General features: G+C 36.1%; 19 protein-coding genes, 1 tRNA gene and 2 pseudogenes. 17 read left to right on the forward strand and 5 right to left on the reverse strand.

The annotated features are described in order from the left end of the window. Positions 1 to 115 precede the first annotated feature (115 nt). The 7 genes and pseudogenes from IGJ34_RS06795 (at position 116) to IGJ34_RS06825 (ending at position 6,821) form a co-directional block, all read left to right on the forward strand. Entirely contained in the window at positions 116 to 2,308 is a 2,193-nt protein-coding gene (locus IGJ34_RS06795) for a Tex family protein (protein ID WP_430598434.1), read from the forward strand. A gap of 2 nt (positions 2,309 to 2,310) precedes the next feature. Then, positions 2,311 to 2,808 carry a SprT family protein gene (locus IGJ34_RS06800; protein WP_430598435.1) on the forward strand — a complete coding sequence of 166 codons (498 nt, stop codon included), beginning with the start codon at positions 2,311 to 2,313 and terminating at the stop codon, positions 2,806 to 2,808. Between the two features lie 79 nt (positions 2,809 to 2,887). Next, positions 2,888 to 3,613 carry a YdcF family protein gene (locus tag IGJ34_RS06805; protein WP_206849508.1) on the forward strand — a complete coding sequence of 242 codons (726 nt, stop codon included), beginning with the start codon at positions 2,888 to 2,890 and terminating at the stop codon, positions 3,611 to 3,613. Positions 3,614 to 3,697: 84 nt separating this feature from the next. Next, a tRNA-Leu gene (locus IGJ34_RS06810) sits at positions 3,698 to 3,780 on the forward strand. A 178-nt stretch (positions 3,781 to 3,958) separates the two neighbouring features. Beyond that, positions 3,959 to 4,432, forward strand: a pseudogene (tnpA, locus tag IGJ34_RS06815) (IS200/IS605 family transposase). Between the two features lie 430 nt (positions 4,433 to 4,862). Beyond that, a pseudogene (locus IGJ34_RS06820) lies at positions 4,863 to 5,431 on the forward strand (hypothetical protein). 172 nt (positions 5,432 to 5,603) lie between these two features. Beyond that, the gene (locus IGJ34_RS06825) at positions 5,604 to 6,821 is read left to right on the forward strand and encodes a pyridoxal phosphate-dependent aminotransferase (RefSeq protein ID WP_111247743.1); all 1,218 of its coding nucleotides are present in this window, start codon (positions 5,604 to 5,606) and stop codon (positions 6,819 to 6,821) included. Between the two features lie 104 nt (positions 6,822 to 6,925). On the opposite strand, the gene IGJ34_RS06830 is transcribed toward IGJ34_RS06825, so the two are convergent. Then, positions 6,926 to 7,102, reverse strand: coding sequence for a hypothetical protein (locus IGJ34_RS06830; RefSeq protein WP_167351490.1), 177 nt, complete (start codon positions 7,100 to 7,102; stop codon positions 6,926 to 6,928). A 195-nt stretch (positions 7,103 to 7,297) separates the two neighbouring features. On the opposite strand from IGJ34_RS06830, the gene IGJ34_RS06835 reads away from it, so the two are divergent. The 3 genes from IGJ34_RS06835 to IGJ34_RS06845 all read left to right on the forward strand — a co-directional run bounded on the left by IGJ34_RS06835 (position 7,298) and on the right by IGJ34_RS06845 (position 10,040). Further along, positions 7,298 to 8,125 (forward strand): helix-turn-helix domain-containing protein, encoded by an 828-nt coding sequence (locus IGJ34_RS06835; RefSeq protein WP_069652986.1) that lies wholly within the window; start codon positions 7,298 to 7,300, stop codon positions 8,123 to 8,125. A 103-nt stretch (positions 8,126 to 8,228) separates the two neighbouring features. Beyond that, positions 8,229 to 9,377: an N-acetylglucosamine-6-phosphate deacetylase gene (nagA, locus tag IGJ34_RS06840; protein ID WP_430598436.1), complete on the forward strand. Its 1,149-nt coding sequence runs from the start codon at positions 8,229 to 8,231 to the stop codon at positions 9,375 to 9,377. Positions 9,378 to 9,545: 168 nt separating this feature from the next. Next, complete coding sequence (locus IGJ34_RS06845; protein ID WP_430598437.1) at positions 9,546 to 10,040, forward strand: type II toxin-antitoxin system Phd/YefM family antitoxin; 495 nt, start codon at positions 9,546 to 9,548, stop codon at positions 10,038 to 10,040. Positions 10,041 to 10,126: 86 nt separating this feature from the next. On the opposite strand, the gene IGJ34_RS06850 is transcribed toward IGJ34_RS06845, so the two are convergent. From IGJ34_RS06850 to IGJ34_RS06860, 3 genes are all read right to left on the reverse strand, one after another. Then, the gene (locus IGJ34_RS06850) at positions 10,127 to 10,876 is read right to left on the reverse strand and encodes a TIGR03915 family putative DNA repair protein (RefSeq protein WP_069652989.1); all 750 of its coding nucleotides are present in this window, start codon (positions 10,874 to 10,876) and stop codon (positions 10,127 to 10,129) included. Further along, the gene (locus IGJ34_RS06855) at positions 10,866 to 12,179 is read right to left on the reverse strand and encodes a putative DNA modification/repair radical SAM protein (RefSeq protein ID WP_430598438.1); all 1,314 of its coding nucleotides are present in this window, start codon (positions 12,177 to 12,179) and stop codon (positions 10,866 to 10,868) included. Before IGJ34_RS06855 ends, IGJ34_RS06850 begins: the two co-directional genes overlap by 11 nt. Positions 12,180 to 12,310: 131 nt before the next feature. Beyond that, on the reverse strand, positions 12,311 to 13,123 hold the full coding sequence (locus IGJ34_RS06860; RefSeq protein ID WP_430598439.1) for a Cof-type HAD-IIB family hydrolase: 813 nt from the start codon (positions 13,121 to 13,123) through the stop codon (positions 12,311 to 12,313). Positions 13,124 to 13,308: 185 nt separating this feature from the next. Between IGJ34_RS06860 and IGJ34_RS06865 the strand changes: the two genes are divergently transcribed. From IGJ34_RS06865 to IGJ34_RS06880, 4 genes are all read left to right on the forward strand, one after another. Beyond that, positions 13,309 to 13,902 carry a DUF1361 domain-containing protein gene (locus IGJ34_RS06865; RefSeq protein WP_430598523.1) on the forward strand — a complete coding sequence of 198 codons (594 nt, stop codon included), beginning with the start codon at positions 13,309 to 13,311 and terminating at the stop codon, positions 13,900 to 13,902. An 80-nt stretch (positions 13,903 to 13,982) separates the two neighbouring features. Continuing rightward, positions 13,983 to 16,247: a 5'-nucleotidase C-terminal domain-containing protein gene (locus IGJ34_RS06870; protein ID WP_430598440.1), complete on the forward strand. Its 2,265-nt coding sequence runs from the start codon at positions 13,983 to 13,985 to the stop codon at positions 16,245 to 16,247. Positions 16,248 to 16,531: 284 nt separating this feature from the next. Further along, positions 16,532 to 17,938, forward strand: coding sequence for an NCS2 family permease (locus IGJ34_RS06875; protein ID WP_430598441.1), 1,407 nt, complete (start codon positions 16,532 to 16,534; stop codon positions 17,936 to 17,938). A gap of 135 nt (positions 17,939 to 18,073) precedes the next feature. Then, entirely contained in the window at positions 18,074 to 19,270 is a 1,197-nt protein-coding gene (locus IGJ34_RS06880) for a multidrug efflux MFS transporter (protein WP_206833984.1), read from the forward strand. 128 nt (positions 19,271 to 19,398) lie between these two features. Here the strand turns inward: IGJ34_RS06880 and IGJ34_RS06885 are convergent, their stop codons facing one another. Continuing rightward, positions 19,399 to 19,590, reverse strand: coding sequence for a YjzD family protein (locus IGJ34_RS06885; protein WP_069652995.1), 192 nt, complete (start codon positions 19,588 to 19,590; stop codon positions 19,399 to 19,401). A 108-nt stretch (positions 19,591 to 19,698) separates the two neighbouring features. Here IGJ34_RS06885 and dnaE point away from each other — a divergent pair, with 108 nt between their 5' ends. The 3 genes from dnaE (at position 19,699) to pyk (ending at position 26,020) form a co-directional block, all read left to right on the forward strand. Continuing rightward, complete coding sequence (gene dnaE, locus IGJ34_RS06890) at positions 19,699 to 23,031, forward strand: DNA polymerase III subunit alpha (protein WP_430598442.1); 3,333 nt, start codon at positions 19,699 to 19,701, stop codon at positions 23,029 to 23,031. A gap of 171 nt (positions 23,032 to 23,202) precedes the next feature. Beyond that, complete coding sequence (pfkA, locus tag IGJ34_RS06895) at positions 23,203 to 24,165, forward strand: 6-phosphofructokinase (protein WP_069652997.1); 963 nt, start codon at positions 23,203 to 23,205, stop codon at positions 24,163 to 24,165. Between the two features lie 97 nt (positions 24,166 to 24,262). Beyond that, positions 24,263 to 26,020 (forward strand): pyruvate kinase, encoded by a 1,758-nt coding sequence (gene pyk / locus IGJ34_RS06900; RefSeq protein WP_430598444.1) that lies wholly within the window; start codon positions 24,263 to 24,265, stop codon positions 26,018 to 26,020. The last annotated feature ends 101 nt before the right edge of the window (positions 26,021 to 26,121 follow it).

Consider the following 26,121-nt stretch of genomic DNA (forward strand, 5'->3'; position numbering starts at 1 on the left):
CAACTGTATTTTTTCAGAACGAGTAAAGACTAGCTAAGCTTTGGACTCGTCCTATATTTCAGCAAGAAAATATGCTAAAATGAAACAGTATGTTAATGAAGAGAGGTATGTAAATATGGCAGAAGCTTATAACCAAGAAGTAGTTGATTTACTTCAGAAAGAATTGTCGGAGTATCGTACAAAACAAATAAAAACAGTGTTGACTCTATTAAGTGAAGGAAACACTGTTCCTTTTATCGCTCGTTATCGTAAAGAGATGACAGATAGTTTAGATGAAGTGCAAATTCGTGAAATCGAAGAACGTTATACTTATTTAGGTAATTTAGAAAAGCGCAAAGAAGAGGTTCTTCGTTTAATCGACGAACAAGGAAAACTGACGGATGAGTTGGCTAAATCAATTCAAAAAGCGGCAAAAATGCAGCAAGTTGAAGATTTATATCGCCCATACAAACAAAAACGCCGGACTAAAGCAACGATCGCTAAAGAAAAAGGACTAGAACCTTTAGCAGACTGGTTAATGAGTTTTCCAATTCAAGCGGATGTTGTAGCTGAGGCAGAAAAATATATTGATGCTGAAAAAGAAATAGATACAGCAGAAAAAGCATTGCAAGGAGCACATGAGATCATTGCTGAAAGAGTATCTGATGAGCCTAAATTCCGTACATGGATTCGTGATTTTACCTTTAAACATGGTCAATATGTTAGCACCGTGAAAGATGAGGAAAAAGATGAAAAAGCGGTTTACGAAATGTACTATGATTTTTCTGAACCTGTTAGCAAAATTGTTTCTCACAGAGTCTTAGCTACAAACCGTGGCGAAAAAGAGGATATCTTAAAAGTTGCTCTTTTAGTAGAAGAAGAAAAAATTAATTCATACTTAGAACGTCAGTTGATTGGCATTAACAAACAATCTCCAACTGCCATTTATGTTGAAACAGCTTATTTAGATAGCTACAAACGATTTATTGGTCCAGCAATCGAGCGTGAAATTCGTAATGAGTTAACGGAAAAAGCAGATGAGCAAGCAATCAAGATTTTTGGTGAGAACCTACGTAATCTCTTATTGCAACCACCTTTGAAAGGCAAAGTTGTACTAGGCTTTGACCCGGCCTACAGAACGGGATGCAAACTGGCGATTGTAGATGCAACGGGTAAAGTGTTAGCTATTCAAGTTATTTATCCACACAAGCCCGCTTCAGGTGAAAAACGCGCAGCAGCAGGACCAACGTTTACCAAGTTGATAGAAGAATACGAAGTTGAAATGGTAGCGATTGGTAATGGAACTGCCAGTCGTGAGTCAGAGTTATTTGTTGCAGAACAATTAAAACAAATCAAACGAGATGTTTTCTATGTGATTGTGAATGAAGCGGGGGCATCTGTCTATTCAGCAAGTGACGTGGCTAGAGCCGAATTTCCTGATTTGCAAGTAGAAGAAAGAAGTGCGGTCAGCATTGCTAGACGGTTACAAGATCCCTTAGCTGAACTTGTAAAAATCGATCCTAAGGCGGTTGGTGTCGGTCAATATCAACATGATGTTTCACAAAAACGTTTAGCAGAACAATTGGATTTTGTTGTAGAAACAGCTGTTAACCAAGTTGGGGTTGATGTAAATACTGCCAGTCCGCAACTGTTACAACATATTTCTGGTTTAAATAAAACAACTGCTCAAAACTTAATGGCTTATCGTGACGAAAATGGTGCATTTACTGCTCGTAATCAAGTCAAAAAAGTGCCTCGATTAGGACCAAAAGCTTACGAACAAGCCATTGGATTCTTACGGATTCCAAATGGAAAAAATATTTTGGATAACACAGGGATTCATCCGGAAAGCTATGACGTTGCCAAAGCAATTTTAGAAAAAGCCAAGGTTCAATTAGGAGAGCTTGGTTCGGGGCAAGCGGCTCAACAGATCAAGGGATTGTCATTGGAACAATTAGAAACGGAATTATCTGTTGGGAGTGAAACCCTAAAAGATATCGTTGCAGCATTAGTTCAACCAGGAAGAGATATGCGTGATGAAATGCCAGCGCCTCTTTTAAGAAAAGATGTCTTATCGATGGAAGACCTAAAACCTGGTATGGAGCTTCAAGGTACAGTCCGAAATGTGATTGATTTTGGTGCTTTTGTTGATATCGGTGTGAAACAAGATGGTTTAGTGCATATTTCAAAACTTAGTACAAAATTTGTTAAACACCCAACAGATATTATTGCTGTAGGAGATGTTGTGACTGTGTGGGTGGAAGCAGTCGACAAGAAGAAAGGGCGCATCAGTTTAACGATGTTACCGCAAGCTGAAAGGAAAGAATAACGTTGAAACCTTTTCCTAAAGAAGGAAAACCAACAAAACAAGAGTTATCAGATACCCAACTGCAAGCAATGGTGGAATCAATTTCTTTAGCATTTTTTGACAAAAAGTTTCAGCATCACGCTTTTTTTAACCGACGTCTGAGAACAACAGGTGGTCGATATCATTTAAACTCGCATAACATTGATTTTAATCCAAAAGTTTTCGAGATTTACGGGGAAACAGAGTTGATCAATGTGATCAAACACGAGTTATGCCATTATCATCTGCATTTAGAAGGTAAAGGGTATCAACATAAAGATGCTGAATTTAAATTGTTATTAAAACAAACTGGAGGAAGTCGCTATGTACGTCCTCTAGTGGATCAAAAACCACAGTCATACCACCAGTATGAGTGTGAAAAATGTCAAACATTGATTTTACGAAAACGGAGAATCAACCTTCAACGCTATGTTTGCGGAAAATGTCATGGTAGGCTAGTAGAAATCAATTCGAGCATATAAAAAGGATATGATGCCGCTTTTTCTTTTTAATAGAAAAGGCGGTATTGTGTTAAATCAAGTAAAAGAATAGAGGAGCATGATGATCGAACATTGGAATACAGTCATTGATTACTTAGCTGCACAAGAACAAATAACAGAAAAGTATGACCTTGCTATCTTAGCTGGCAACAGTTTGCCTTATTTGGCAGATGCGTTTATTCAATTGTATGAACAAGGAACAGCCTCTGAATTCATGATTGTTGGCGGTATTGGGCATGCGACGCCCTTTTTACAGAAAAATCTTAAAAATATCGGTATCAAGGTTAGTGAGGTAAGTGAAACTGACATGTACCTAGAGTATTTTAAACAAAAGTATCACTTCGGTAAGGAACTCTTTTTAACGGAGACGACCTCAACTAATTCTGGTGAAAATGCTCGCTTTTCACTAAATAAGATGAAAAAGGAAGGGCTGAGGCCGAAGTCTGTGTTATTATTGGAAGACCCCATTTTACAAAGAAGAATTAAAGCGACTTTTGAAAAGGAATGGCAAGAGACAAAAGCTAGTTTCACCAATTATGTTCCAGTTATTCCTTATATAAAGTCAATTGAGGACAAGATTATTTTTGAAGAAAACCAACTTAATGGATTGTGGACGAAAGACTATTTTCTTTCATTAGTTCTAGGTGAAATTCCCCGACTTAGAAATGACGATAATGGATATGGACCAAAAGGAATGAATTATATTGGATCAGTTGAAATTCCTAAAAAAGTGAGCAAATCATATGATAAGCTTTGTCAGGTATACGAGTATAGGTACAAACGATGATCATCTATTTGTGGAAAAGTAAAATTTTGAACGATTGACAAAAGCTAAAGCATATTTTATCATATACTTAGTTATGATATAAATGCGGTCATGGCGGAATGGCAGACGCGCCAGCTTGAGGGGCTGGTGGGGGCAACCCCGTGGAAGTTCGAGTCTTCTTGGCCGCATAGTTCAACCCTAAACCTTGTTATATATAGGTTTAGGGTTCTTTTTGTGTGTTCTGAAAACCACCTGCTATGCGGGTGGTTCCATAGAGCTTCCAGCGAGGTAATAAAAAAGCCCCCTAAAATGTTAAACTGATATAGGTTTCCCGACCGTATCATCAACATTAAAGGAGGTTCCTTTATGAAAAAGGACAATCAAAGTTTATCACACACCGTATGGAAATGTAAGTATCACATCGTCTTTGCGCCAAAATACCGTCGCCAAATCATTTATGGCAAATACAAGAAAAGTATCGGAGAAATCATTCGACTTTTATGTGAAAGAAAAGGCGTCGACATCATCGAGGCAAATGCATGTTGAGATCACATTCATTTGTTGGTCAGTATTCCACCGAAATTAAGTGTCTCGGGTTTTATCGGTTACCTAAAAGGAAAAAGTAGTTTAATGATTTTCGATAGACATGCGAATTTAAAGTATCGATACGGCAATCGTAAGTTTTGGTGTCGTGGCTATTATGTCGATACCGTTGGCCGAAACAAAAAACAAATAGAAGAATATATACGCAATCAAGTTCAGGAAGATCATATAGCAGATCAGCTGACGTTGTTTGAGGAGTATGATCCGTTCACAGGTAATAAAAATAGCAAAAAATAAAAAATGAAATTCTTTTAGAATCAGCGAGAAGAAGTGGTGCGTGAGGGAGACCCGATCAGAAGGCCTTTTAGGTCGTGGCCGGTAAAAGAGGCTTTCAGCCGAAGAGCAAACCTCCAGTTCTCACTGGAGGTTTTGATTATCCACCTATTCCTATGACAAAGCATATATTCTGTAAGGATCCACTTATTTTCATATAAAATAGATAACAGTAGAGAAGAGGGATCGTAGAAAATTTCAAAATAAAAGAAGACTAATATGATGGATTCTAAAGCAGTTTATAGTACTGGTTGTCTTTTAAAAATATGAATAATCTAAGTAAAGTACTAGGTTCTAAAAATAGTTTCTATTTAAATTTAATTTGGTAAGATAAGTTTGTACAAAGCTATTACTATTCTATGCCAAAAGAAGAAAAAAATTAGAGGTGATAGAGATGACAATCAAACGTGTATGGTGGAAAGTAGCAGTTGGTTATCAAATCTATCTAGCAAGTTTCATGGATACAAGTAACGACGTGATTGTGGACATAAATGGAATCCGCTCAAAATTGGATTATCTCAAAGAATTAAGTATTGGATTTATCTGGGTCAAGTCAATAAAATGGACAGCAGAAGAATATGCTGTTTTTAAAGAGAAACCCCTGGATGGTTATCAATCCAAATAAGCAATAGATCAATGTATTAGTCAAAATCAATAGATCCAAATTCCGGTTTGAATTTTTTACAAAGAAGTGATCAAGCTAAGAATAGAGAATGAAGCATTGGTCTATAGTTCTTACAAACTTTACTTACCCAAACCCCCAGAATTATTTGTTTATGATTCTTGTTTCACGAACGAGTGTTTTATGGTTATCGTCAATTTTTTCAAAGAATTCCCTTTAGCAGACTTACCAAAAACGTTCAGATAGAGTAGGGACTCACAGTTGTATAGTTTGAATATCACATCATTCACCAACACACGATTTTTCTTCCTTATGAAGCAAGGGTATTCAAACATATATAAGTGGCTGCTTTTTATTTTAGTAAGAAGGTTAATAGGAAGTTTTTCCAGACAAATAAAAATACGTCTATCGAATAGTGAGACTCTTTTTTTGAAAATTTGCAATTTTCCATTGCTTTTTTTTTCTAGGTGGCGTAACTTTAAGTATATAAATTTTGAAAATGAGGGATACAGTATGAGAAATTTTGAAAAATCTAACAAACTTGATGGAGTCAGTTATGATGTACGTGGTCCAGTTTTAGAAGAAGCGGACAGAATGCATGAAGAAGGCATTCGTATTTTGAAACTTAATACTGGTAATCCCGCCCCATTTGGTTTTGATGCTCCGAATGAAGTGGTTCGCGATATGATTATGAATGTTCGTAATTCAGAAGGCTATTCTGATTCAAAAGGAATCTTTTCAGCACGAAAAGCAATTGAACAATATTGCCAAGTGAAGGGTTTCCCAAATGTAACGATCAATGATATTTACACAGGTAATGGTGTTAGTGAATTGATTTCGATGTGTATGCAAGGACTTTTGAATAATGGAGATGAGGTTTTAGTTCCAATGCCTGATTATCCTCTATGGACAGCGTCAATTTCTTTAGCTGGTGGTAATCCTGTTCATTATATTTGTGATGAGCAAGCGGAATGGTATCCAGATATCGATGACATCAAATCAAAAGTGACGACGAATACAAAAGCAATTGTGTTGATCAATCCCAATAATCCAACCGGGGCTTTATATCCTAAGGAAATCCTAGAACAAATCGTTGAGATTGCGAGACAAAATGATTTGATCATTTTTTCAGATGAAATCTATGATCGTTTAGTGATGGATGGATTAACACATATTCCAATTGCAACATTAGCACCAGATTTATTTGTAGTTACTTTAAATGGACTTTCTAAATCACATAGAGTTGCAGGGTTCCGTTGTGGTTGGATGGTACTTAGTGGAAACAAAAAACACGTTAAGGGCTATATAGAAGGATTGAATATGTTAGCTTCGATGCGTTTATGTTCAAATGTACTATCTCAACAAATTATCCAAACTGCCTTAGGTGGCTATCAAAGTGTTGATGATTTGTTGTTGCCAGGAGGTAGAATTTATGAGCAACGGGAATATATTTACAATGCAATCAATGATATTCCAGGTCTATCTGCTGTAAAACCTAAAGCTGCTTTTTATATATTTCCTAAAATCGATACTGCCCGTTTTAATATTTATGATGATGAGAAATTCGTTCTTGATTTTCTTCATGAACATCATATTTTGCTTGTTCATGGTGGTGGTTTCAATTGGACTCAACCAGATCATTTTAGAATTGTTTATCTACCGAAGATGGAAGACTTAAAATTTACAACTGAAAAAATGCGTGCGTTTTTAAGTACTTACAAACAAAAATAACAGGTTGATTTTTGAAACTAAAAAAAGTGACTCAAAACTGTATCAGTTTTGAGTCACTCTTGTTTTAAGAATGTGTTTTGCAAAGAGACGAATAGAAACGATCGTTACTCTGCAGTTTGACAATCTTTTTTACTTATTACCATACGATTTGTGTATTTTTCCTCCATATCCGGACTTGGATCCGAAACAACAACCAAATAAGCATTCTCATATTCTTTCTCGACATAGCCATTATAACTACTTTTGTCCCAACTGAAGTTAATTCTTTTCTCTTGTGTCATAAATAACACCCCTTATTTGCAAAGCAAAATTATTTTAAATCGTCTCCATTTACTGTTAGGTAATGTTCTTGCAGTATATTATGCATTAAAGTACAATAAATGCATAATGCGAATTCGCATATTTTGAACTTTTTTTGATTAACACGATTTTTTTCAAGAAATAGCTCAATTTTAACGTAGCTTAGGAGTGAAAAAATGGATTCTTTTGGAGCAGTTATTAAAGAAATTCGTAAAAATAGAAAACTAACGCAAAAAATGTTATCAGAAGATATTTGTTCGCAAAGTGTATTAAGTAGAATCGAAAATAATGAAGAATTACCGAATGTCGTAGTAATGCAGCAAATTTGTCAGCGCTTAGGCGTAACGATGGATCAAATTATGCAATTCAAATCGGATGAAGTTCGTTTGATCACGCAAATATTTGAAAAAATAGCTGATTATTTTCGACACAAAGAATATGGAAAAATAATGACATATATGAATGATACTAAAATTGAAGAAAGACTTCATTTGGATACGGATTGGCAACGTTACTATTATTATCTAGGTAGTTGTAAATTTTATCTTTGTAATGATTATGAACAAGCAATACATGATTTAAAAAAAGGATTATCTTACACTTATCAAGCGAATAAAGTAAATTTGTCCGATTTTGAAATTCAAGTAATTAGCTGCATTGGCAGTACGTATAGCAGCATAGGAAAGATCGACGATGCTGAAAAATATTTAAAATTAAGTATTCATTATTTTCATAAATTACCAAATGAACGAGTAACCGCAGAACTAACAAAGATATTTTATAATTATTCTAAGTTTTTAACAGATCAAAACCGTCTTGAAGAAGCGCAAATATATATCGACCAAGGAATTGTTTGGTCGAGACATAAAAATAGTTACTATTACTTGAGTGAATTGTTTCAGTTGAAAAGTCAATTGCTTGCATTAAAAGGAGAGCCAGATAAAGCAGACGAATATAGGATTTTGTCAGAACAAATCCTACGTATCGAAACAATTAAAATCTAAAGAAAGTTAAGTAAATTTTTCTAGAAAAGGTCTACACCATTCTTGACTTTAACTGATTTTAAGAGTACGTTTAGAGTAGAAAATTAAAGAAAGAAGGATGAAAATGAGAACGTTTATCTTTGCTGAAAAGTTCTTTTTAAAAAGTGATGTAAAAGGACCTGGATATTTAGAAATCACTGATGGTCTATTTGGAGACTTTTATAAAGAAGTTCCTGAAAGTGATGCAAAAATAATCAAAGAAGAAGGCAAATGGATTGCACCAGGATTAGTGGATACTCATATTCATGGATTTATGAATCATGATGTAATGGATAGTGATACAGAAGGCTTGAAAGTGATGTCTGAAGGGCTATTGTCATGTGGGGTTACTTCATTTTTACCAACAACCTTAACTTCAAGTAAGGAACGCTTAAAAGATGTTGCTAAAACAATCGGAGAAGTACATCAAGAAGTCCCAGGGGCAAAAATACAAGGAATCTATTTTGAAGGTCCATTCTTTACTGAAGAACACAAAGGAGCTCAAAATCCAAATTATTTTGGTGACCCAGATATAGAAATATTTAATGATTGGCAAGAAGCTTCAGGTGGTTTGATCAAGAAAATCGCTTTGGCACCAGAACGTAAAGGTGTTAAAGAATTTGTCAAAGCTGTAACAGATGAAGGTGTCGTAGTGGCTTTAGGTCATAGTGATGCAACATTGGAGCAAGCAACCGAGGCTGTTGAATCTGGCGCTAGTGTTTTTGTACATGCATATAATGGTATGCGTGGATTGAATCATCGTGAACCTGGAATGGTTGGTGCATTAATGTCATTGAAACATGTTTTTTCTGAATTAATTTGTGACGGACACCATGTTCATCCCAATGCAGCTGATATTTTAATGGAAAAAGCTGGACATGATCATGTCGCTCTGATTACAGATTGTATGATGGCCGGTGGTATGCCAGATGGCAATTATAATCTAGGAGAATTCCCAGTTGTCGTTAAAGAAGGGACAGCTCGTTTAGAATCTGGAAACTTAGCGGGTAGTATCTTGAAATTAAAAGAAGCAATCAAAAATGTTGTTGATTGGGAAATTGCTACACCAGAACAAGCCATTATGATGGCATCTTTAGTGCCAGCAGTGAGTTGCAAAATCGATGAAAAATGCGGTATGATCGCCAGAGGACGCGATGCTGACTTTATCGTATTGAATCCAAATATGGAATTAGATGCAACTTATTTAGACGGGGTAGAACGTTACCGCGCATAATCAAAGAGACAAAAATAGTTCGTTGATTTTAAGAGTGCTACAAAACGGTTGCTACGTTTTGTAGCACTCCTTTTTGTTCGGATTTCAGTTACAAAAAAATACTAATATTAAAAAATTCTTCACACCAAAAATCTGTATGATATAATCACTTGGAAGGGAAGTTGACGAATGAAAAATGTAGAGAAGAAAAACGCATCATTTTCAGTGACAGATGTGAAACAGTCTCCTATGACAATTTTTAAAAAGGCAAAAGAAACAAACAAAGGTATTTATATTTACAATAGAAACAAAGTTGCTGGTGTGATGTTGACTGTTGAACAATATGAAGCGTTGATCAAGAAAAAAACAATCGAGCAAGATCAAGAGATGAAAGTAACACGATTAAATCAGGAAATTCGTCAAAAAATTGCATTTGGTTCGTTGATATCAACAAAAAATCTAGACGATCATTTAGTATCATTAGGCTTTATAACTAGAAAAAATGAATCTGATGATTATATTGAAATGATGAATGAATTAAATGAAACTGGAAAAATTGACTATTGTTTACAGAAAAAAGAAGACCGTACAACTATTTTTGCGGAAGTGATTGGTGAACAAAGTAATCAATCTCATTTGTCAGATAAATTGATAGTGAAAAAAATCCATCTTAGAGTAGACTGAAATCGTGCTTCGAATTCGAGAGGATGTATACAGAACTTGAGAAAGTTTGTATACATTCTCTTTTTTTGTCGAAATTACCAATCAATTTAGTTGAAATCAATCATATTGCCCCGATACCGCATAGGCAAATGAGAAAGTTGAGTTCGCTCATTATGTCGCTCTTGGATCGTAACAGCTTTGAGAAAGGTACGCCAATTTTCTTGGATCATTTGTTCAGATTCTTGACTGTCAACTGTTGGAGGCTCGCTATTCTCAATAAAATGTATGTGTCCCTGTTCTATAATTCCGAGTAATCGATGTGTTTCATCGTAAATCATGATCTTTTCTTGCGGATATCTTTGTGCGAAATGAGGACATAAGTAGGGCAATGAAAAATGTTTCGGTGTGATGGTACTATACAGTAATGTTCCTACTGATTCAAAACGAATAAAACCCGTAAATAAGTGAACTTCTCTAAATAAAGATTTTAAAGATTTTTCTAAGGCTAAAATTGAAGGATGACCTAAATGATTGGTCAGTAAATCTTTGGATTCCAATGCGATTTGAATTGCATCTAACAAATATCGTTCTTTTTCTTTTAACGAACAATTGAAACCATCAATGATAAACTGAACATTTTCTTTTCTTAAACGTTTGTTTAGACGTTCATACATTTTTTTCGCCAGCGGTTCATCTGTATCTATCCAACGACTGAGAAACAAGTTTTCTACAGCAATATCTTGAGTTAAGATAATGTCAGGAAACTGTTTTTTAATGAAGGCTTGGTAAACTATCGTCAGAAATCCATAAAAACTACCATCATATTCCCAAATTTCGTTGGTTTCTTCAATGTGCATAACGAGATTCCTTTCGCTTTACTGATTCAAAACGTTCGACATCAAATAAAGATAACTGTTCTTGTTTTGATTGGCTGTTTACCTTTTTTAACGTCTCATATTGACGAGATGAAATTAAAGAAGTAATGACCCATTCTGGATCATGGATCAATCCAGGCTGAATCGCACCGTTACAACTAACGAAATATTGAGCTCGTTTGATCACTACGCCTAATTTTTTTAAATCAGAGAGGTGTAATTGATAATAGTTTCTAGCCTTCAGAATATTAAGTGCGCTTTTAGGGCCGATTCCTGGAATTCGTAATAACTGTTCATAAGAAGCAGTCTGAACATCAATTGGAAATTGATCATAATTTTGAACAGCCCAATTGGCTTTGGGGTCTAGATACAAATTAAAATTCGGTTTATCCTCGGATAAAATTTCATCTGCGGAAAAACGGTAAAATCGCATTAGCCAATCTGCTTGATACAACCGATGTTCTCTTAGTAGAGGAGGATCCGTTGTGATTGCGGGTAATAAGGAATCTTGATTTACAGGAATGTAAGCAGAGTAATAAACTCTCTTTAATTCATATTTTTTATAAAGGTTTTCAGCAATTTTTACGATTGCATGATCATTTTCAGGAGAAGCACCGATAATCATTTGTGTCGATTGACCAGCTGGAACAAAGGGTGCAGGGTTTCGTAAAGCAGGAACTTGAGACATTTCATTTTTCATATGTGTGATTAGTTTCATGGGTTTGTATAAAGCAAATGGATCTTTATCAGGAGCTAAGATTTTTAAGCTTTCTCTTGAAGGCAATTCTACATTAACACTCATTCGGTCAGCTAAAAATCCTAATTCTTCAATCAATTTTTCGTCTGCTCCAGGAATTGCTTTTACATGGATATAGCCTTTGAAGCCTTTTTCATGTCGTAAAATTTTTAATGTTTTAATTAATAGTTCACTAGTGTAATCAACGTTTTTTATGATAGCTGAGCTTAGAAAAAGTCCCTCAATGTAATTTCGCATATAAAAATCCATTGTTAAATCTGCGACTTCCTGTGGTGTAAAGGTGGCTCGTGGAATTGAGTTTGATTTTCTGTTGATGCAATAATGACAATCAAAGATACAGGCATTCGTAAATAATAGCTTTAATAGGGACACACATCTGCCATCACTTGTGAAGGAATGGCAGATTCCGGCAGTTGATGTGCTGCCTACTGTGCCTTTTCTTGTGTTATTCGTCACACCACTGCTAGAACAAGAAACATCATATTTTGCTGATTCAGTAAGAATTTCAATCTTTCTTGATAATTCCATGTTTAATCCCTCATTTCTAAATAAGAACAGAACGTATGTTCTTATTTTAGCAAGAGCTTTTGTTTTTGTCAAAGGGGAAAAAATAAAATGACCGGAACACAGAGCGTACGCCTCGTTCCAGTCATTCTCTTTTATTGATTGTTTAAATCTAAATATCGCTCTAAATAATCGGCTAAACCATCTTCATCATTGGTTTTTTCAGTAATATCATTTGCTACGGATTTTATCTTATCTGTTGCATTTTTCATTGCAACGCCCCAACCAACGTAGTCTAGCATTTCTTCATCATTATGTTCATCACCGAACGCAATGATGTCTAATCGCTTCACATCCAGATAATTCGCGACTTGTTCTACACCTTTTGCTTTTTGAATACCCTTAGAAACGATTTCTAAAATAGGTGTAGGCCCACCCCAAGTTCTAACATCAACATAATCTCCATATTGCTTTATTAGCGAATCAGAAACAGATGCTGCTTGGTCTTTGGACGTTCGAACCATCATAGAAGTTGGATCTGTAATCAAATTTTTAGCAGTTAAAAGATTGCTTGGAGTAGCTTCTGAAGCAAAGAATGCTGAATCGAAGTAATCCAAACTATCAATGTAAAATGTTTCTTTATTTTCAGCAGCGACAAAATCAAGATTCAACGCCTTTTTTTGAGCCAAAATATCAAAAACTAAGTCTCTTTGGATTCCCGTTTCTTTTTCATCTGCCCATTTTTTTTCAGGCATATGAACTAGGGCTCCGTTAAAATTGACCATCGGTGTTGTCAAGCCTAATTGGCGATAAAATTGACCGCTCATTCGATAAGGACGACCAGTGACGATACTGACATAGTGACCATGCTTCATCGCTTTTTTTAACGCTTTTTCAGTTGTAGGACTGATCAATGACTGTGCATTTAAAGTAGTACCATCTAAGTCGATTGCAATTAATTTTTTCAAAATCGTTCCTCCCGGAAAACTTTCTTTAACCTAGTCTAGCATAAAAAAAAAGAATGACAAGTTTTCAAGAAAATTTTAGAAAAAAATTATTTTATGATACACTAAATGGAAAAAGGAGTGTGAGGAGTTTGACTCAAACGTATCGCTGGCCGTTACGAATAGCGACAATCATCTATTGTGTCTACATGTTGTTTTTTTCAAATATGTATCATTTTATGGCACTGAATGTCTTGTTGGCTTATATTCCACTGGAGATAAGTTTTCATTTTAAACAGGTCAGTAATCGTCTTTTTATCTTACTAGGGATGTTATGGTTATTGTTTTATCCTAATGCGCCTTATTTGTTCACCGATTTTTTTCATCTCGAAAAGTTATCGATTTATCGGGGGATGAACCAAGTTTTTATTCTAAATCTGTCTGATTGGTTTTCTTTTAGTCTATTGACTATAGGAATTTGTGTATATGGTCTTTTTGGGATGGCAACAATCTTTACAACATTAAATGAATGTATTCGAAGAAATAGTTTGCACAAAAAATGGCAAGAATTTTTCTTCTTGTTCCTTGTTACTATACTATCTAGTGTAGCAATTTTTGTTGGACGATTTGACCGATTACATAGTATCCATCTATTTACGAAACCAGTGCAAACGTTAAAGATTATTTTTTTTAATTGGTCTTTTGATAAGTTACTGTTTATCTTTTTATTCACTGGGCTTCAACTAATTTTATTGGCCACCATAGTAGGAATAAACAAAATGAAAACGATAGATACGTTGTAAACGCTATGTTGACAGCGTGTGAGAAAATTGTTACTCTTTAGCTAAGTGTGTTTGGAAATAACTAAAAAGGAGCTATAAAGATGAAAAAGTGGCAAATCACTTTGTTCACTATTTTAAGTACTATCGGGGGAATCAGTACTGTTTTGGAGACTAGCACGATTGCTGGTGCACAAACAGCTAATGAAATAGAGCAAAGTAGTCGAGTGGTTGCAAAAGATTCACAAGCTGAAAAAATTCCTTTTCAAATTTTGGGAATCAATGATTTTCATGGGGCGCTTAATACGACGGGCTCATTCTTTGATGATGCAAACAATAAAGTAGCAAATACAGGAACAGCTCCAATGTTGGCAGGTTATTTGAATCGTGCACAGGAGCAGTTTGAAACTGTTCATCACGGTGGTCAAACAATACGTGTACAGGCTGGAGATATGGTTGGAGCAAGTCCGGCAAGTTCAGGTCTTCTTCAAGATGAACCGACAGTCAAAGTATTGAATCAAATGAATTTTTCTGTAGGGACTATAGGGAATCATGAGTTTGATGAAGGACTTCAAGAGTTTAACCGGATTATGATAGGCGAAAATCCCAAAGATGATCCTTACGGTATTTTAATGGCTTATCCAAGAGCCGCTTCAAAAACTGAGATTGTGATCGGAAATGTTGTAAAAAAGGGGACCCAAGAGATTCCTTTCGATTGGAAGCCTTATACAATCAAAGAAGTAGGAACCGAAAAAAATAAAGTAAAAGTCGGATTTATTGGTGTGGTCACTACCGAAATTCCTAATTTGGTTCTAAAGGAACATTATGAATCGTATGATTTTTTAGATGAAGCAGAAACAATTGCTTACTATTCCAGTATACTGAAAGAACAAGGCGTGAATGCGATAATCGTTTTGGGGCATATCCCTGCCACAAGTAAAGCGAATAAAGTGAATGGGGACGCTGCGGTAATTCTAGAAAAAGTTGAAAAAATTTATCCCGAGCATAGTGTAGATGCCTTTTTTGCAGCACATAATCATCAATATACAAATGGTGTAGTCAATAAAACAAGAGTTGTTCAGTCTACTGCACAAGGAAAAGGTTATGTGGACCTACAAGGAACCCTTGATCCTCGAACCAATGATTTTGTCGCAACCCCTGAAGCGAAGGTCATGCCAGTTGATCCAGCTGCAAAAGACGCGCCTAAAATTGACAAAAAAGTTGAGGCAATCGTAAAGGATGCCGAAGAACGTGTAGCAGAGGTCACGAACAAGAAGATTGGAACAGCTAAAGAAAATGGCGCAATCACTCGTGAACTCAATGCATCAAAAGAATCACCGCTAGGGAATTTAATCACAGATGGTCAAGTTGAGATGGCTAAAGCTCAAGGAATCAATGCAGATTTTGCTATGACAAACAACGGTGGTATTCGTGCTGACTTAGTAGTGAATGAAAATCGTGATATTACATGGGGGGCAGCACAGGCAGTACAGCCCTTTGGGAACATCATGCAAGTGGTCGAAATGACGGGAGCCCAAGTTGAGCAAGTACTGAATGAACAGTATGATGAAGAAGAACGTTATTTCCTACAAATTTCTGGTTTGTCTTATACTTATATAGCAACAGAGAATAAAGACCACCCATTTAAAGTTCAAGATATACTTAAAAAAGATGGTACTCCGATTCAAGCAGATCAAACGTATCTTGTTGTAATCAATGACTTTTTATATGGTGGTGGTGATGGGTTCAAAGGATTTACTGAGGCCAACTTAGTCAATGCTATTAAGCCAGATACAGAAACATTTATTGACTATATCGAAAGTAAAGAAGCTGCTGGAGAACTCATTTCAGCATCAGTTGAAAATCGTAAAAAATTAGCAGAACCAGAAAATCAAATTTCAAATGAATCGGAAGACAAAATCAAAAAAGCAACCATTTTTGATCCATTATATGAAGATGACGAACTTTTGAGAGGTGTAACATTGCCAAATGCGACGATTTTACTCTACGATGGTGAATTTCCCCAAGCGAAAACAAGGACAGCAGAGCTTCCAAAAGCCGATTTAACAGGGCAAGCTGATCCAGAAGGTCGAATTAAAATTAACGTTTCTTCATTAAAACTCCTAGGCAAAAAGAAATTGACTGCGCTAGTATTGGATGAGGCTAAAAATCAAGTAACCTTTCCAATCGAAATTTTACCTAAGAGAGAAATCCTTTTAGAAACGACTAATACTACTGACATTTCTGAAACGAAAGCTAAAAAAGAATTACCTAAAACGGGTGAAAAACAAACAATCCTACCATTTTTATTTAGAACACTGGCAATAAGTGCGGGCGTTATTATGATGTTAAAAAGGAAAAAACGATAGAATGAAAAAGCCTTACAGTCGCAATACATAATCTGCTACTGCAAGGTTTTTTATACGCTATCAACAATAATGCGGAGAAACGCGAACGATTAATACGAAATTCCGAATAAAAGTTAATAATTTGTTGAAATCAATCACACTCTACCTTATACTTTAAAAGTATTCATCAGGGAATCGAAAAATGCACTTATTCATTACAATTAGTTGGCTCAGTAAATAATTTGTTCAATGAGCGAACCGAATCATCCTGATAAAATTTTGTCTAAAGGGAGAGAGTTAATTTCATGGAAAAGTTTTTCAAATTAAAGGAAAACAACACAACTGTTTCAACTGAAATGGTAGCAGGGGTAACGACATTTTTTGCGATGAGCTATATTTTATTTGTAAATCCATCAATCTTATCCCAAACAGGAATGCCATTTCAAGCGGTATTTTTAGCAACAATTATTGCATCAATTATTGGAACTTTGATCATGGGTCTGTTTGCAAACGTTCCATATGCTCAGGCACCCGGTATGGGGTTAAACGCTTTTTTTACGTTTACAGTCGTTTTTGGTTTAGGCTATACGTGGCAGCAAGCATTAGCAATGGTTTTTATTTGCGGATTAATCAATGTCCTGATCACCGTAACTAAAATCCGTAAAATGATCATCAAGGCCATACCGGAAAGTATGCAACATGCAATCGGTGGAGGTATTGGAATTTTTGTAGCGTATGTGGGAATTAAAAATGCAAAATTATTAGACTTTACAATTCAAGCAGAACCTACAAAAGGAATGGTTAATGGCAATAGTATTGTTCCAGCTTTGGGTAACTTTAATAATCCAGAAATTATATTAGCAATTATCGGTTTAGTTTTAACTACGATCTTAGTTGTGTTAAATGTTCGTGGCGCTATTTTGGTTGGTATTGTAGCTACAACAATCATTGCAATCCCACTAGGAGTTGTTGATTTGTCAGCAATTGATTGGCAAGCAAATTCTTTAGGGAATTCTATCAGGGAATTAGGAACGACTTTTGGTGCAGCATTTGGTGCTGATGGAATGCAGTCATTGTTCAATGATGCTTCGAAAATTCCTCAAGTTTTGATGACGGTTATTGCGTTTAGTTTGTCAGATACATTTGATACGATCGGTACTTTTATTGGAACAGGTCGTCGTACAGGAATATTTTCTAAAGAAGACGAGTTGGCATTGGAAGACAGTAAAGGTTTTTCTACAAAAATGGATAAAGCCTTATTTGCAGATGCGATTGCAACATCGATCGGTGCAGTTTTTGGAACATCTAATACTACGACTTATGTAGAAAGTGCGGCAGGGATCGGTGCTGGCGGGCGGACTGGTTTAACTTCTGTTGTCGTTGCGGCCATGTTCGCTTTAAGCAGTTTGCTTTCACCACTGATTGCGATTGTGCCAGCACAAGCAACTGCTCCAGCTTTGATTTTAGTGGGTGTAATGATGCTTGCTTCATTTAAAGACATCGAATGGACCGATTTAGAAGAAGCAATTCCAGCATTTTTTGCCTCTATTTTTATGGGACTATGTTATAGCATTTCTTATGGTATTGCTGCTGGATTTATTTTTTATGCAATCGTGAAGGTTGCAAAAGGAAAATTCAGAGAAATTTCACCGATTCTTTGGGTAGTTAATGCCTTATTTATCTTGAACTTCATTATTTTGGCAATTTTATAAGTTACTTTTACTTGATAAAGCCCAACTGTTTTTTAGACAGTTGGGCTTTTTTTAATGACTTGCGTAAAATTTTTTGAGTGATTAGAATATTTGGAGTATAGTTAATAGTGAAGAACTTGTGAGGTGTGCATTAAGATGAAAATTGATTGGAAAAAGAATTTGATGGTTGCTTGGCTAGGATGCTTTTTTACTGGGGCAAGTATTAGTTTAGTCATGCCTTTTATTCCTGTTTATGTCGAACAATTAGGAACGCCTAAGAATCAGGTCGAGCTATTTTCTGGACTTGCTATTTCGGTTACTGCATTTGCCGCAGCGATTGTGGCACCTATTTGGGGGAATTTAGCAGATAGAAAAGGTCGGAAGCTGATGATGATTCGAGCAGCAGCTGGTATGACGATCACGATGGGATCTCTAGCATTTGTACCAAATGTTTATTGGCTTTTGATTATGCGCTTTTTTAATGGTATTCTATCTGGATATATTCCAAACGCAACTGCAATGATTGCATCACAAGCACCAAAAGAAAAAAGTGGTTGGGCTTTAGGAACCTTATCAACAGGAGCTATTGCTGGAAATTTGATTGGGCCTTCGATTGGTGGGGCACTCGCTCAATGGTTTGGGATGGAAAATGTGTTTATCATTACTGGAGTAGTGTTGTTGATTACGACCTTACTAACGATTTTTATGGTAAAAGAAGACTTCCAACCAATTGAGAAGAAAGACTTGTTAAGTACGAAAGAGATTTTTGCAAAGATGGACCATGTTTCTATTTTAATTGGTTTATTCATTACAACATTGATTTTACAAATTGGTGTTACGAGTATTAGTCCGATTTTAACGTTATACATTCGTTCTTTGAGTCACGATACTGGCAATATCTTATTCATTAGTGGTTTAATTGTTTCAGTTGCTGGTGTTTCAGCTGTGATTTCTTCGCCAGTTTTAGGGAAATTAGGGGATAAGATCGGTAATCATAAGGTTTTATTAGCTGGTTTGGTTTTATCAATGATTTGTTATCTTCCTATGGCGTTTGTTAAAACTCCCTTTCAATTAGGATTATTACGTTTCTTCTTAGGATTTTCAACGGGAGCATTAATGCCATCTATCAACACGCTGATCAGCAAAATTACGCCATCTGAAGGAGTTAGTCGTGTTTACAGTTATAACCAAATGTTTAGTAATTTCGGACAAGTTTTGGGTCCAATGATTGGGTCCACCGTGGCTCATGGTATGGGGTATAGCGCAGTGTTTATTGTAACAGCTTGTTTTGTACTGGGGAATATTTGCCTATCATTGTTCAATTTCCGAAAAATTTTAAATAAAAGTCTATAAACAGTTGAAAACATAAAAAAACCAGTTACAATGTTTGTAGTAACTGGTTTTTTCATAATCATGATGTTAAGTTATAGACAGTGAGCTAAAAGCGAATAAAAAATTAGCTTAAGTCAGTAGTCTGAGAGTTATTGAGCACTTTTAGTGGTTTCTTTTTTTGGTAATGCAAATTGACCAATTAATAAGATAATCACACCGGTAATCAATGACATAATTGTTGTCAGCATAAAATCATAACTTCCGCCGTTTAAGGCACCGCCGATATAGCCGACCACTTGTCCTAGTAAAAAGGACCACAACAATACAAGAATGTAACGCATGGATTGCACCTCTTTTCTAGCTATAGTTTAGCACAATTTTTATAAATGTAAAGAAATTGAAAGATTCATTTTTATTTTAATACCATTACACGTAAAAGGAGATGTCCTATGCCCTTTCCACAATTATATACAATCACTTCCTATTCATTACTTTCCAGTACCATTCGTATTCAAGAATTAGTGAAACAAGCAAAAAAACTAGGGTATACAGCTTTAGGAATTACGGATATCAATGTACTTCATGGGGCAATCGAATTTTTTGAAGCCTGTAAAAAGGAAGCTATTAAACCAATTATTGGATTGACGTTAGAATATACCCCGCAAAAGTCTGAACAGCTAGCACAGATTGTACTGTATGCAAAAGATTTAGTTGGCTATCAACATTTAATGCGAATCTCAACTGCAAAGATGAATAGCGAAAGAATGTTCTATTTAGATGAAATCAAAGAATATTTCACTCATTTATTTGCTGTGATACCCTCCGATAAAAGCGAAGTGGCTTTTGCCCTAAAAAGAAGTGAAACAGAAGCGGCTGAAAGTTTAGATCAGCTAATCCAATTATTTGAGCCAGACTCTTTTTTTGCGGGGGCCTCATTTACCTGTAATCCGGAAACTGATCCAGCACTTTTTAAGTTTTATGAAGCAAAAAAACAATCACTACTTGCTTTGCAAGAAACACGTTATTTAAATCGAGAAGATGGATTTGCCTTAAACGTATTAGCACACATTAATCAAGGACAACAAATGGTATTAAATGCTGAAGAAACTGAATTTGAAGGACCATTTTATCTAAGAAATCAGGCAGATGTTGCCGAACAATTACATTTGAAAATTAATGAACAAGCCCTTCATAACGCCAAAAAACTTGTTGATTCTTGTAATTTGGAGATTCCGTTGCACCAACGTTTACTACCACATTATCCGATTCCAGAAGGAAGACAAGCAGGAGAATTTTTAAAAGAGTTATGCTTGAAGAAACTGCCTGAACGAATTTCGGATGTTACGGTTGAATATGAAGAACGATTAGCAAAAGAGCTTGATATTATCCATACAATGGGATTTGATGATTATTTCTTGATCGTTTGGGACGTAATGGCATTTGCTCATGACAAAAAAATTGTGACAGGGGCTGGGCGGGGTTCTGCGGCAGGATCTTTAGTATCTTATGTATTATCAATCACAGATGTTGATCCCATTAAATACGACTTACTATTTGAACGGTTCTTAAATCCAGAACGACATTCAATGCCCGATATAGATTTAGATATTCCAGATAATCGTCGTGAAGAAGTGTTGCAATATGTTCGTGAAAAATATGGACACTATCATATGGCACAAATTGCTACGTTTGGTACGATGGCGGCAAAAATGGTTTTAAGAGATGTTGCCAGAGTTTTTGGCCTATCTCAAAGTGAATCAAATCGTTGGTCCAACGCGGTGCCAAGTGCATTGAAAATGACCTTGAAAACAGCGTATGCAGAGTCAAAAAATCTTGTTGAGTTAGTGAATTTTTCGGAGACAAATCGTTTGTTATATGATACGGCTATTCGTTTAGAAGGGTTGCCACGACATGTTTCAACCCATGCAGCTGGAGTGGTGATTAGTGATATAGACCTCTTAGATATCGTCCCGTTACAACCGGGTTCAAATGACATTTTTCTAACACAATTTACTATGAATGACGTTGAGAAAATTGGTCTATTAAAAATGGACTTCTTAGGATTGAGAAATTTATCGATCATAGATAACACAATCAAGTCAATCAAGCGTGTCTATAAAAAAGAAGTGATTTTAAATCAAATTCCTTTAGATGATGAAAAGACGTTATCTTTATTTAGACGAGGAGAAACAAGTGGCGTTTTTCAATTTGAATCAGCTGGTATCAGAAATGTTCTCCGCAAACTCGGTCCAACAAGTATTGAAGATATTGCGGCTGTCAACGCCTTGTATCGTCCTGGTCCGATGCAAAATATCGATTTGTTTATCCGTCGAAAAAAAGGTCAAGAACCAATTGATTATCCCGATGCTGTTTTAGAGCCGATTTTAAAGAATACGTACGGTATTATTGTGTATCAGGAGCAAATTATTCAAGTTGCTTCTACAATGGCAGGCTTTAGTTTAGGACAAGCAGATATTTTACGCCGTGCCGTTAGTAAAAAGAAAAAAGATGTCTTGGATGAAGAACGAAAACATTTCGTTGAAGGGGCGATGAATCAAGGACACAGCAAGGAAATTGCAATGACGATCTACGATTATATTGAGCGATTTGCTAACTACGGTTTTAATCGATCCCATGCGTTTGCTTATTCTTTTATTGGATTCCAAATGGCCTACTTAAAAGTCCATTTTCCAGGGGCTTTTTATGCTGCGATTCTTCATTCAGTAAGGCATAACCCCACTAAAATCAAAGAATACATTGGAGAAGCACGGAAAAACAAAATGGTGATTGTACAACCGTCTATCAATTCTAGTCAATACAGCTTTTACTTAAATAATGATGACCAAATCATGTTTGGTTTTAGCTCATTAAAAGGAATACGGAGAGATTTTATCCAAAATATTATAGATGAGCGTAAAGAACGTGGTCCATTTAAATCGTTTGAGCAATTTTTACTACGTATCGATCGGAAGTGGCTGAAAGCTGATAATATTCAACCGCTCATTGCAATTGGGGCCTTCGATGAACTACAAGCAAATCGTCGTCAGTTAGCGGTTAGTTTAGACAGTGAAATTCAAAACATCATTTATAGTGGTGGCAGTATGAATCTTTTAGAAGATACGCTGAAACTGAAAGAAGTTGAAGTTGCTGATTATACGTTGGAAGAGAAACTGGAGCAGGAAGAACAATATTTAGGTGTTTATTTATCAGGACATCCTACAGAGGAATTTAAGAAGACGCGTTTAGCTAAGCAAGTGATGTTAGTTAGCGATGTCGTGGAAAATCAAATGGCACGTTTATTGATTTATGTAAAAGATAGCCGAGTGATCCGTACAAAAAAAGGCGAACAAATGGCGTTTGTGGAAGGTGATGATTTAACTGGATCACTCTCTTTAACACTTTTCCCGACCGTATTCAGAACACTTCGTCAAACTGTTGAAAAAAATCAAGTCTATTTTGTAGAAGGCAAAGTAGAAAAAAGTAATTACAATCAAGAACTTCAATTATTGGTAAATCAAATTGAAAAAGCTAGTGCTATTGAAAACAGTATTAGTGCAACAACTTGTTATTTAAAAATTGTTGCGGCGAAAGATCAAAAAGAAGTGTTGCAAAGTGTCCACGAGGTCATTCAACAAAATAAAGGCAATACGCCAGTAATTATTTACTTTGAAGAAAATGGTAAAAAAGTAGTCTTAGGAGAAGAGAATTGGGTAGCGGATACGCTAAGTGTAAAAGAACAATTAGAGGCGATTTTAGGGAACCAAAATGTTGTTTTCAAATAATTTACGGTAAAAAATACTAATTGTTTTCATCTTTTTTCAATTATTTCTTCTTAAATCAAGACATTTTGCACTATTAATGGTAAAATGAGTGACGTAATATTTTTGAGTAATGAATAACTGTGACTAAATTTGTTACAGCTTAAAAGTATAATATATGAGGTGAAAGAACGAATGAAACGTATCGGTATTTTAACCAGTGGGGGAGACGCCCCAGGAATGAACGCTGCAATTCGTGCAGTGGTACGTAAAGGGATTTTTGACGGAATCGAGGTTTATGGAATAAACTATGGTTTTGCAGGTTTGGTGGCAGGTGACATTCGCCGTTTAGACATTGCTGATGTTGGTGACAAAATTCAACGTGGAGGAACATTCTTATATTCTGCCCGTTATCCAGAGTTTGCAACAGAAGAGGGGCAATTAAAAGGAATCGAACAATTGAAAAAATTTGGGATTGAAGGTTTAGTTGTTATTGGTGGAGATGGTTCATACCATGGCGCGATGGCACTAACAAAACGCGGTTTCCCAGCTGTAGGTATTCCAGGAACGATTGATAATGATATTCCAGGAACCGATTTTACGATTGGATTTGATACAGCAATTAATACAGTGTTAGAATCAATCGACCGTATCCGTGACACAGCAACATCACATGTGCGTACTTTCGTTATTGAAGTAATGGGACGTGGTGCAGGTGATATCGCCCTTTGGTCAGGTGTTGCCGGTGGAGCTGACGAAATTATCATTCCAGAACATGACTTTGATATGGTCAATGTTGCTAAACGCATCAGAGAAGGACGCGATCGCGGTAAGAAACATTGCTTGATCATCCTAGCAGAAGGCGTAATGGGTGGTAATGAATTTGCTGATAAACTTTCTGAACATGGCGATTTCCACACACGTGTCTCTATTTTAGGACATGTTGTCCGTGGCGGTTCACCAAGTGCTCGCGACCGCGTATTAGCAAGTAAATTCGGTTCGTATGCAGTTGAATTGTTAAAAGCAGGAATTGGCGGACAATGTATCGGGATGCTGGATAACCAAGTTGTCTCAGCAGATATCGTTGAGACATTGGAAAATCACAAACATAAACCTGACTTATCACTTTATGATTTAAATCAAGAGATTTCTTTCTAAAGATATGCTGAGCAATTTCAGCTATCTTAGGTATCCCTTGAGGAAAATAGATAATCTTTATGACGTATAAACAAAAATGGAATAGGAGCGTTTGGTAATGAAAAAAACGAAAATCGTATGTACGATCGGACCAGCTAGTGAAACTGTTGACATGCTAGTAAACTTAATGAATGCAGGAATGAATGTTTGCCGTTTGAACTTCTCTCACGGTGATTTTGAAGAGCATGGTAACCGCATTAAAAATATTCGTGAGGCTGCAAAAATCACAGGAAAACGCGTAGCAATCTTGCTTGATACAAAAGGACCTGAAATTCGTACAAACGAAATGGAAAATGGAGCAATCACATTAAGAACTGGTGATTCAGTGCGCCTTTCTATGACAGAAGTTTTAGGAACAAACGAAAAGTTTTCAATCACTTATCCAGAATTAATCAACGATGTAAATGTTGGCTCTCATATTCTTTTAGATGATGGACTGATTGACTTAGAAGTAACAGATATCGACCGTACAGCTAACGAAATCGTTACGCTCGTTAAAAACGAAGGCGTTCTAAAAAATAAAAAAGGTGTTAACGTACCTGGCGTTTCTGTAAACCTTCCTGGTATTACAGATAAAGATGCTGCTGATATCCGTTTTGGTATCGAACAAGGCGTTGACTTTATCGCGGCAAGTTTCGTTCGTCGTGCAACTGATGTTTTAGAAATTACGAAAATTTTGGAAGAAGAAAATGCAACACATATCCAAATCATTCCTAAAATCGAAAACCAAGAAGGTATCGATAACATTGATGAAATCCTAAAAGTTTCTGATGGTTTAATGGTTGCTCGTGGCGACATGGGTGTTGAAATTCCAACAGAAGACGTTCCAGTTGTTCAAAAAGACTTGATTAAAAAATGTAATGCTTTAGGTAAACCAGTTATCACAGCAACTCAAATGCTAGATTCTATGCAACGTAACCCGCGCCCAACACGTGCGGAAGCAAATGACGTTGCGAATGCAATCTATGACGGAACAGATGCAGTAATGCTTTCTGGGGAAACAGCTGCTGGGGATTACCCATTAGAGGCTGTTCAAACAATGGCTCGTATCGCAGTCCGTACGGAAGAAGCATTGATCAACCAAGATTCATTTGCATTAAAACTTTACAGCAAAACGGATATGGCTGAAGCGATTGGTCAATCAGTTGGACATACTGCACGTAACTTGGGTATCCAAACAATCGTAGCAGCAACTGAATCAGGTCACACTGCTCGTATGATTTCTAAATATCGTCCAAAATCTCATATCGTTGCGATTACTTTCTCAGAACAAAAAGCTCGTAGCTTATCATTATCTTGGGGTGTTTATGCAACCGTTGCTGACAAACCATCAAGTACTGATGAAATGTTCAACTTAGCAACACGCACTTCTCAAGAAGAAGGATTTGCAAGTGAAGGTGATTTAATCATTATCACAGCAGGCGTTCCAGTAGGTGAGAAAGGGACAACAAACTTAATGAAGATCCAAATGATCGGATCAAAATTAGTTCAAGGTCAAGGAATCGGTGAATCATCAGTTATTGCTAAAGCAGTTGTAGCAAATACAGCAGAAGAAGCAGTTGCTAATGCAGTAGAAGGTTCTATTCTAGTTGTTAAAACAACTGACAAAGATTATATGCCTGCAATCGACAAAGCAATTGCGTTGGTTGTTGAAGAAGGTGGATTAACTTCCCATGCAGCAGTTGTTGCAATTGCGAAAGATATTCCAGTAATCGTTGGTGCGGCGGATGCAACAAACTTAATTTCTAATGATGAATTGATCACTGTTGATCCTCGTCGTGGTATTGTATACCGTGGAGCAACAACAGCAATCTAAATTTTTTAATTATAACTTATACAAGAACCGGAATGAATCAGGAAAAGTGATTCATTTCGGTTCTTTTTTATGTGTGTTAAACGAATTTTTATTATTTGTGA

The organism is Enterococcus sp. AZ177, assembly GCF_050544585.1.
Lineage (GTDB): Bacteria > Bacillota > Bacilli > Lactobacillales > Enterococcaceae > Enterococcus_L > Enterococcus_L plantarum.

Excerpts from the sequence above, each read along its gene's own strand:
- IGJ34_RS06835 (WP_069652986.1), top strand. The coding sequence starts at position 7,298 with ATGGATTCTTTTGGAGCAGTTATTAAAGAAATTCGTAAAAATAGAAAA.
- dnaE (WP_430598442.1), top strand. The coding sequence starts at position 19,699 with ATGCCCTTTCCACAATTATATACAATCACTTCCTATTCATTACTTTCC.
- nagA (WP_430598436.1), top strand. The coding sequence starts at position 8,229 with ATGAGAACGTTTATCTTTGCTGAAAAGTTCTTTTTAAAAAGTGATGTA.
- IGJ34_RS06805 (WP_206849508.1), top strand. The coding sequence starts at position 2,888 with ATGATCGAACATTGGAATACAGTCATTGATTACTTAGCTGCACAAGAA.
- IGJ34_RS06825 (WP_111247743.1), top strand. The coding sequence starts at position 5,604 with ATGAGAAATTTTGAAAAATCTAACAAACTTGATGGAGTCAGTTATGAT.
- pfkA (WP_069652997.1), top strand. The coding sequence starts at position 23,203 with ATGAAACGTATCGGTATTTTAACCAGTGGGGGAGACGCCCCAGGAATG.
- IGJ34_RS06865 (WP_430598523.1), top strand. The coding sequence starts at position 13,309 with ATGTTGTTTTTTTCAAATATGTATCATTTTATGGCACTGAATGTCTTG.
- IGJ34_RS06885 (WP_069652995.1), bottom strand. The coding sequence starts at position 19,590 with ATGCGTTACATTCTTGTATTGTTGTGGTCCTTTTTACTAGGACAAGTG.
- IGJ34_RS06850 (WP_069652989.1), bottom strand. The coding sequence starts at position 10,876 with ATGCACATTGAAGAAACCAACGAAATTTGGGAATATGATGGTAGTTTT.
- IGJ34_RS06880 (WP_206833984.1), top strand. The coding sequence starts at position 18,074 with ATGAAAATTGATTGGAAAAAGAATTTGATGGTTGCTTGGCTAGGATGC.
- IGJ34_RS06875 (WP_430598441.1), top strand. The coding sequence starts at position 16,532 with ATGGAAAAGTTTTTCAAATTAAAGGAAAACAACACAACTGTTTCAACT.
- IGJ34_RS06795 (WP_430598434.1), top strand. The coding sequence starts at position 116 with ATGGCAGAAGCTTATAACCAAGAAGTAGTTGATTTACTTCAGAAAGAA.
- IGJ34_RS06830 (WP_167351490.1), bottom strand. The coding sequence starts at position 7,102 with ATGACACAAGAGAAAAGAATTAACTTCAGTTGGGACAAAAGTAGTTAT.
- pyk (WP_430598444.1), top strand. The coding sequence starts at position 24,263 with ATGAAAAAAACGAAAATCGTATGTACGATCGGACCAGCTAGTGAAACT.
- IGJ34_RS06845 (WP_430598437.1), top strand. The coding sequence starts at position 9,546 with ATGAAAAATGTAGAGAAGAAAAACGCATCATTTTCAGTGACAGATGTG.
- IGJ34_RS06870 (WP_430598440.1), top strand. The coding sequence starts at position 13,983 with ATGAAAAAGTGGCAAATCACTTTGTTCACTATTTTAAGTACTATCGGG.
- IGJ34_RS06855 (WP_430598438.1), bottom strand. The coding sequence starts at position 12,179 with ATGGAATTATCAAGAAAGATTGAAATTCTTACTGAATCAGCAAAATAT.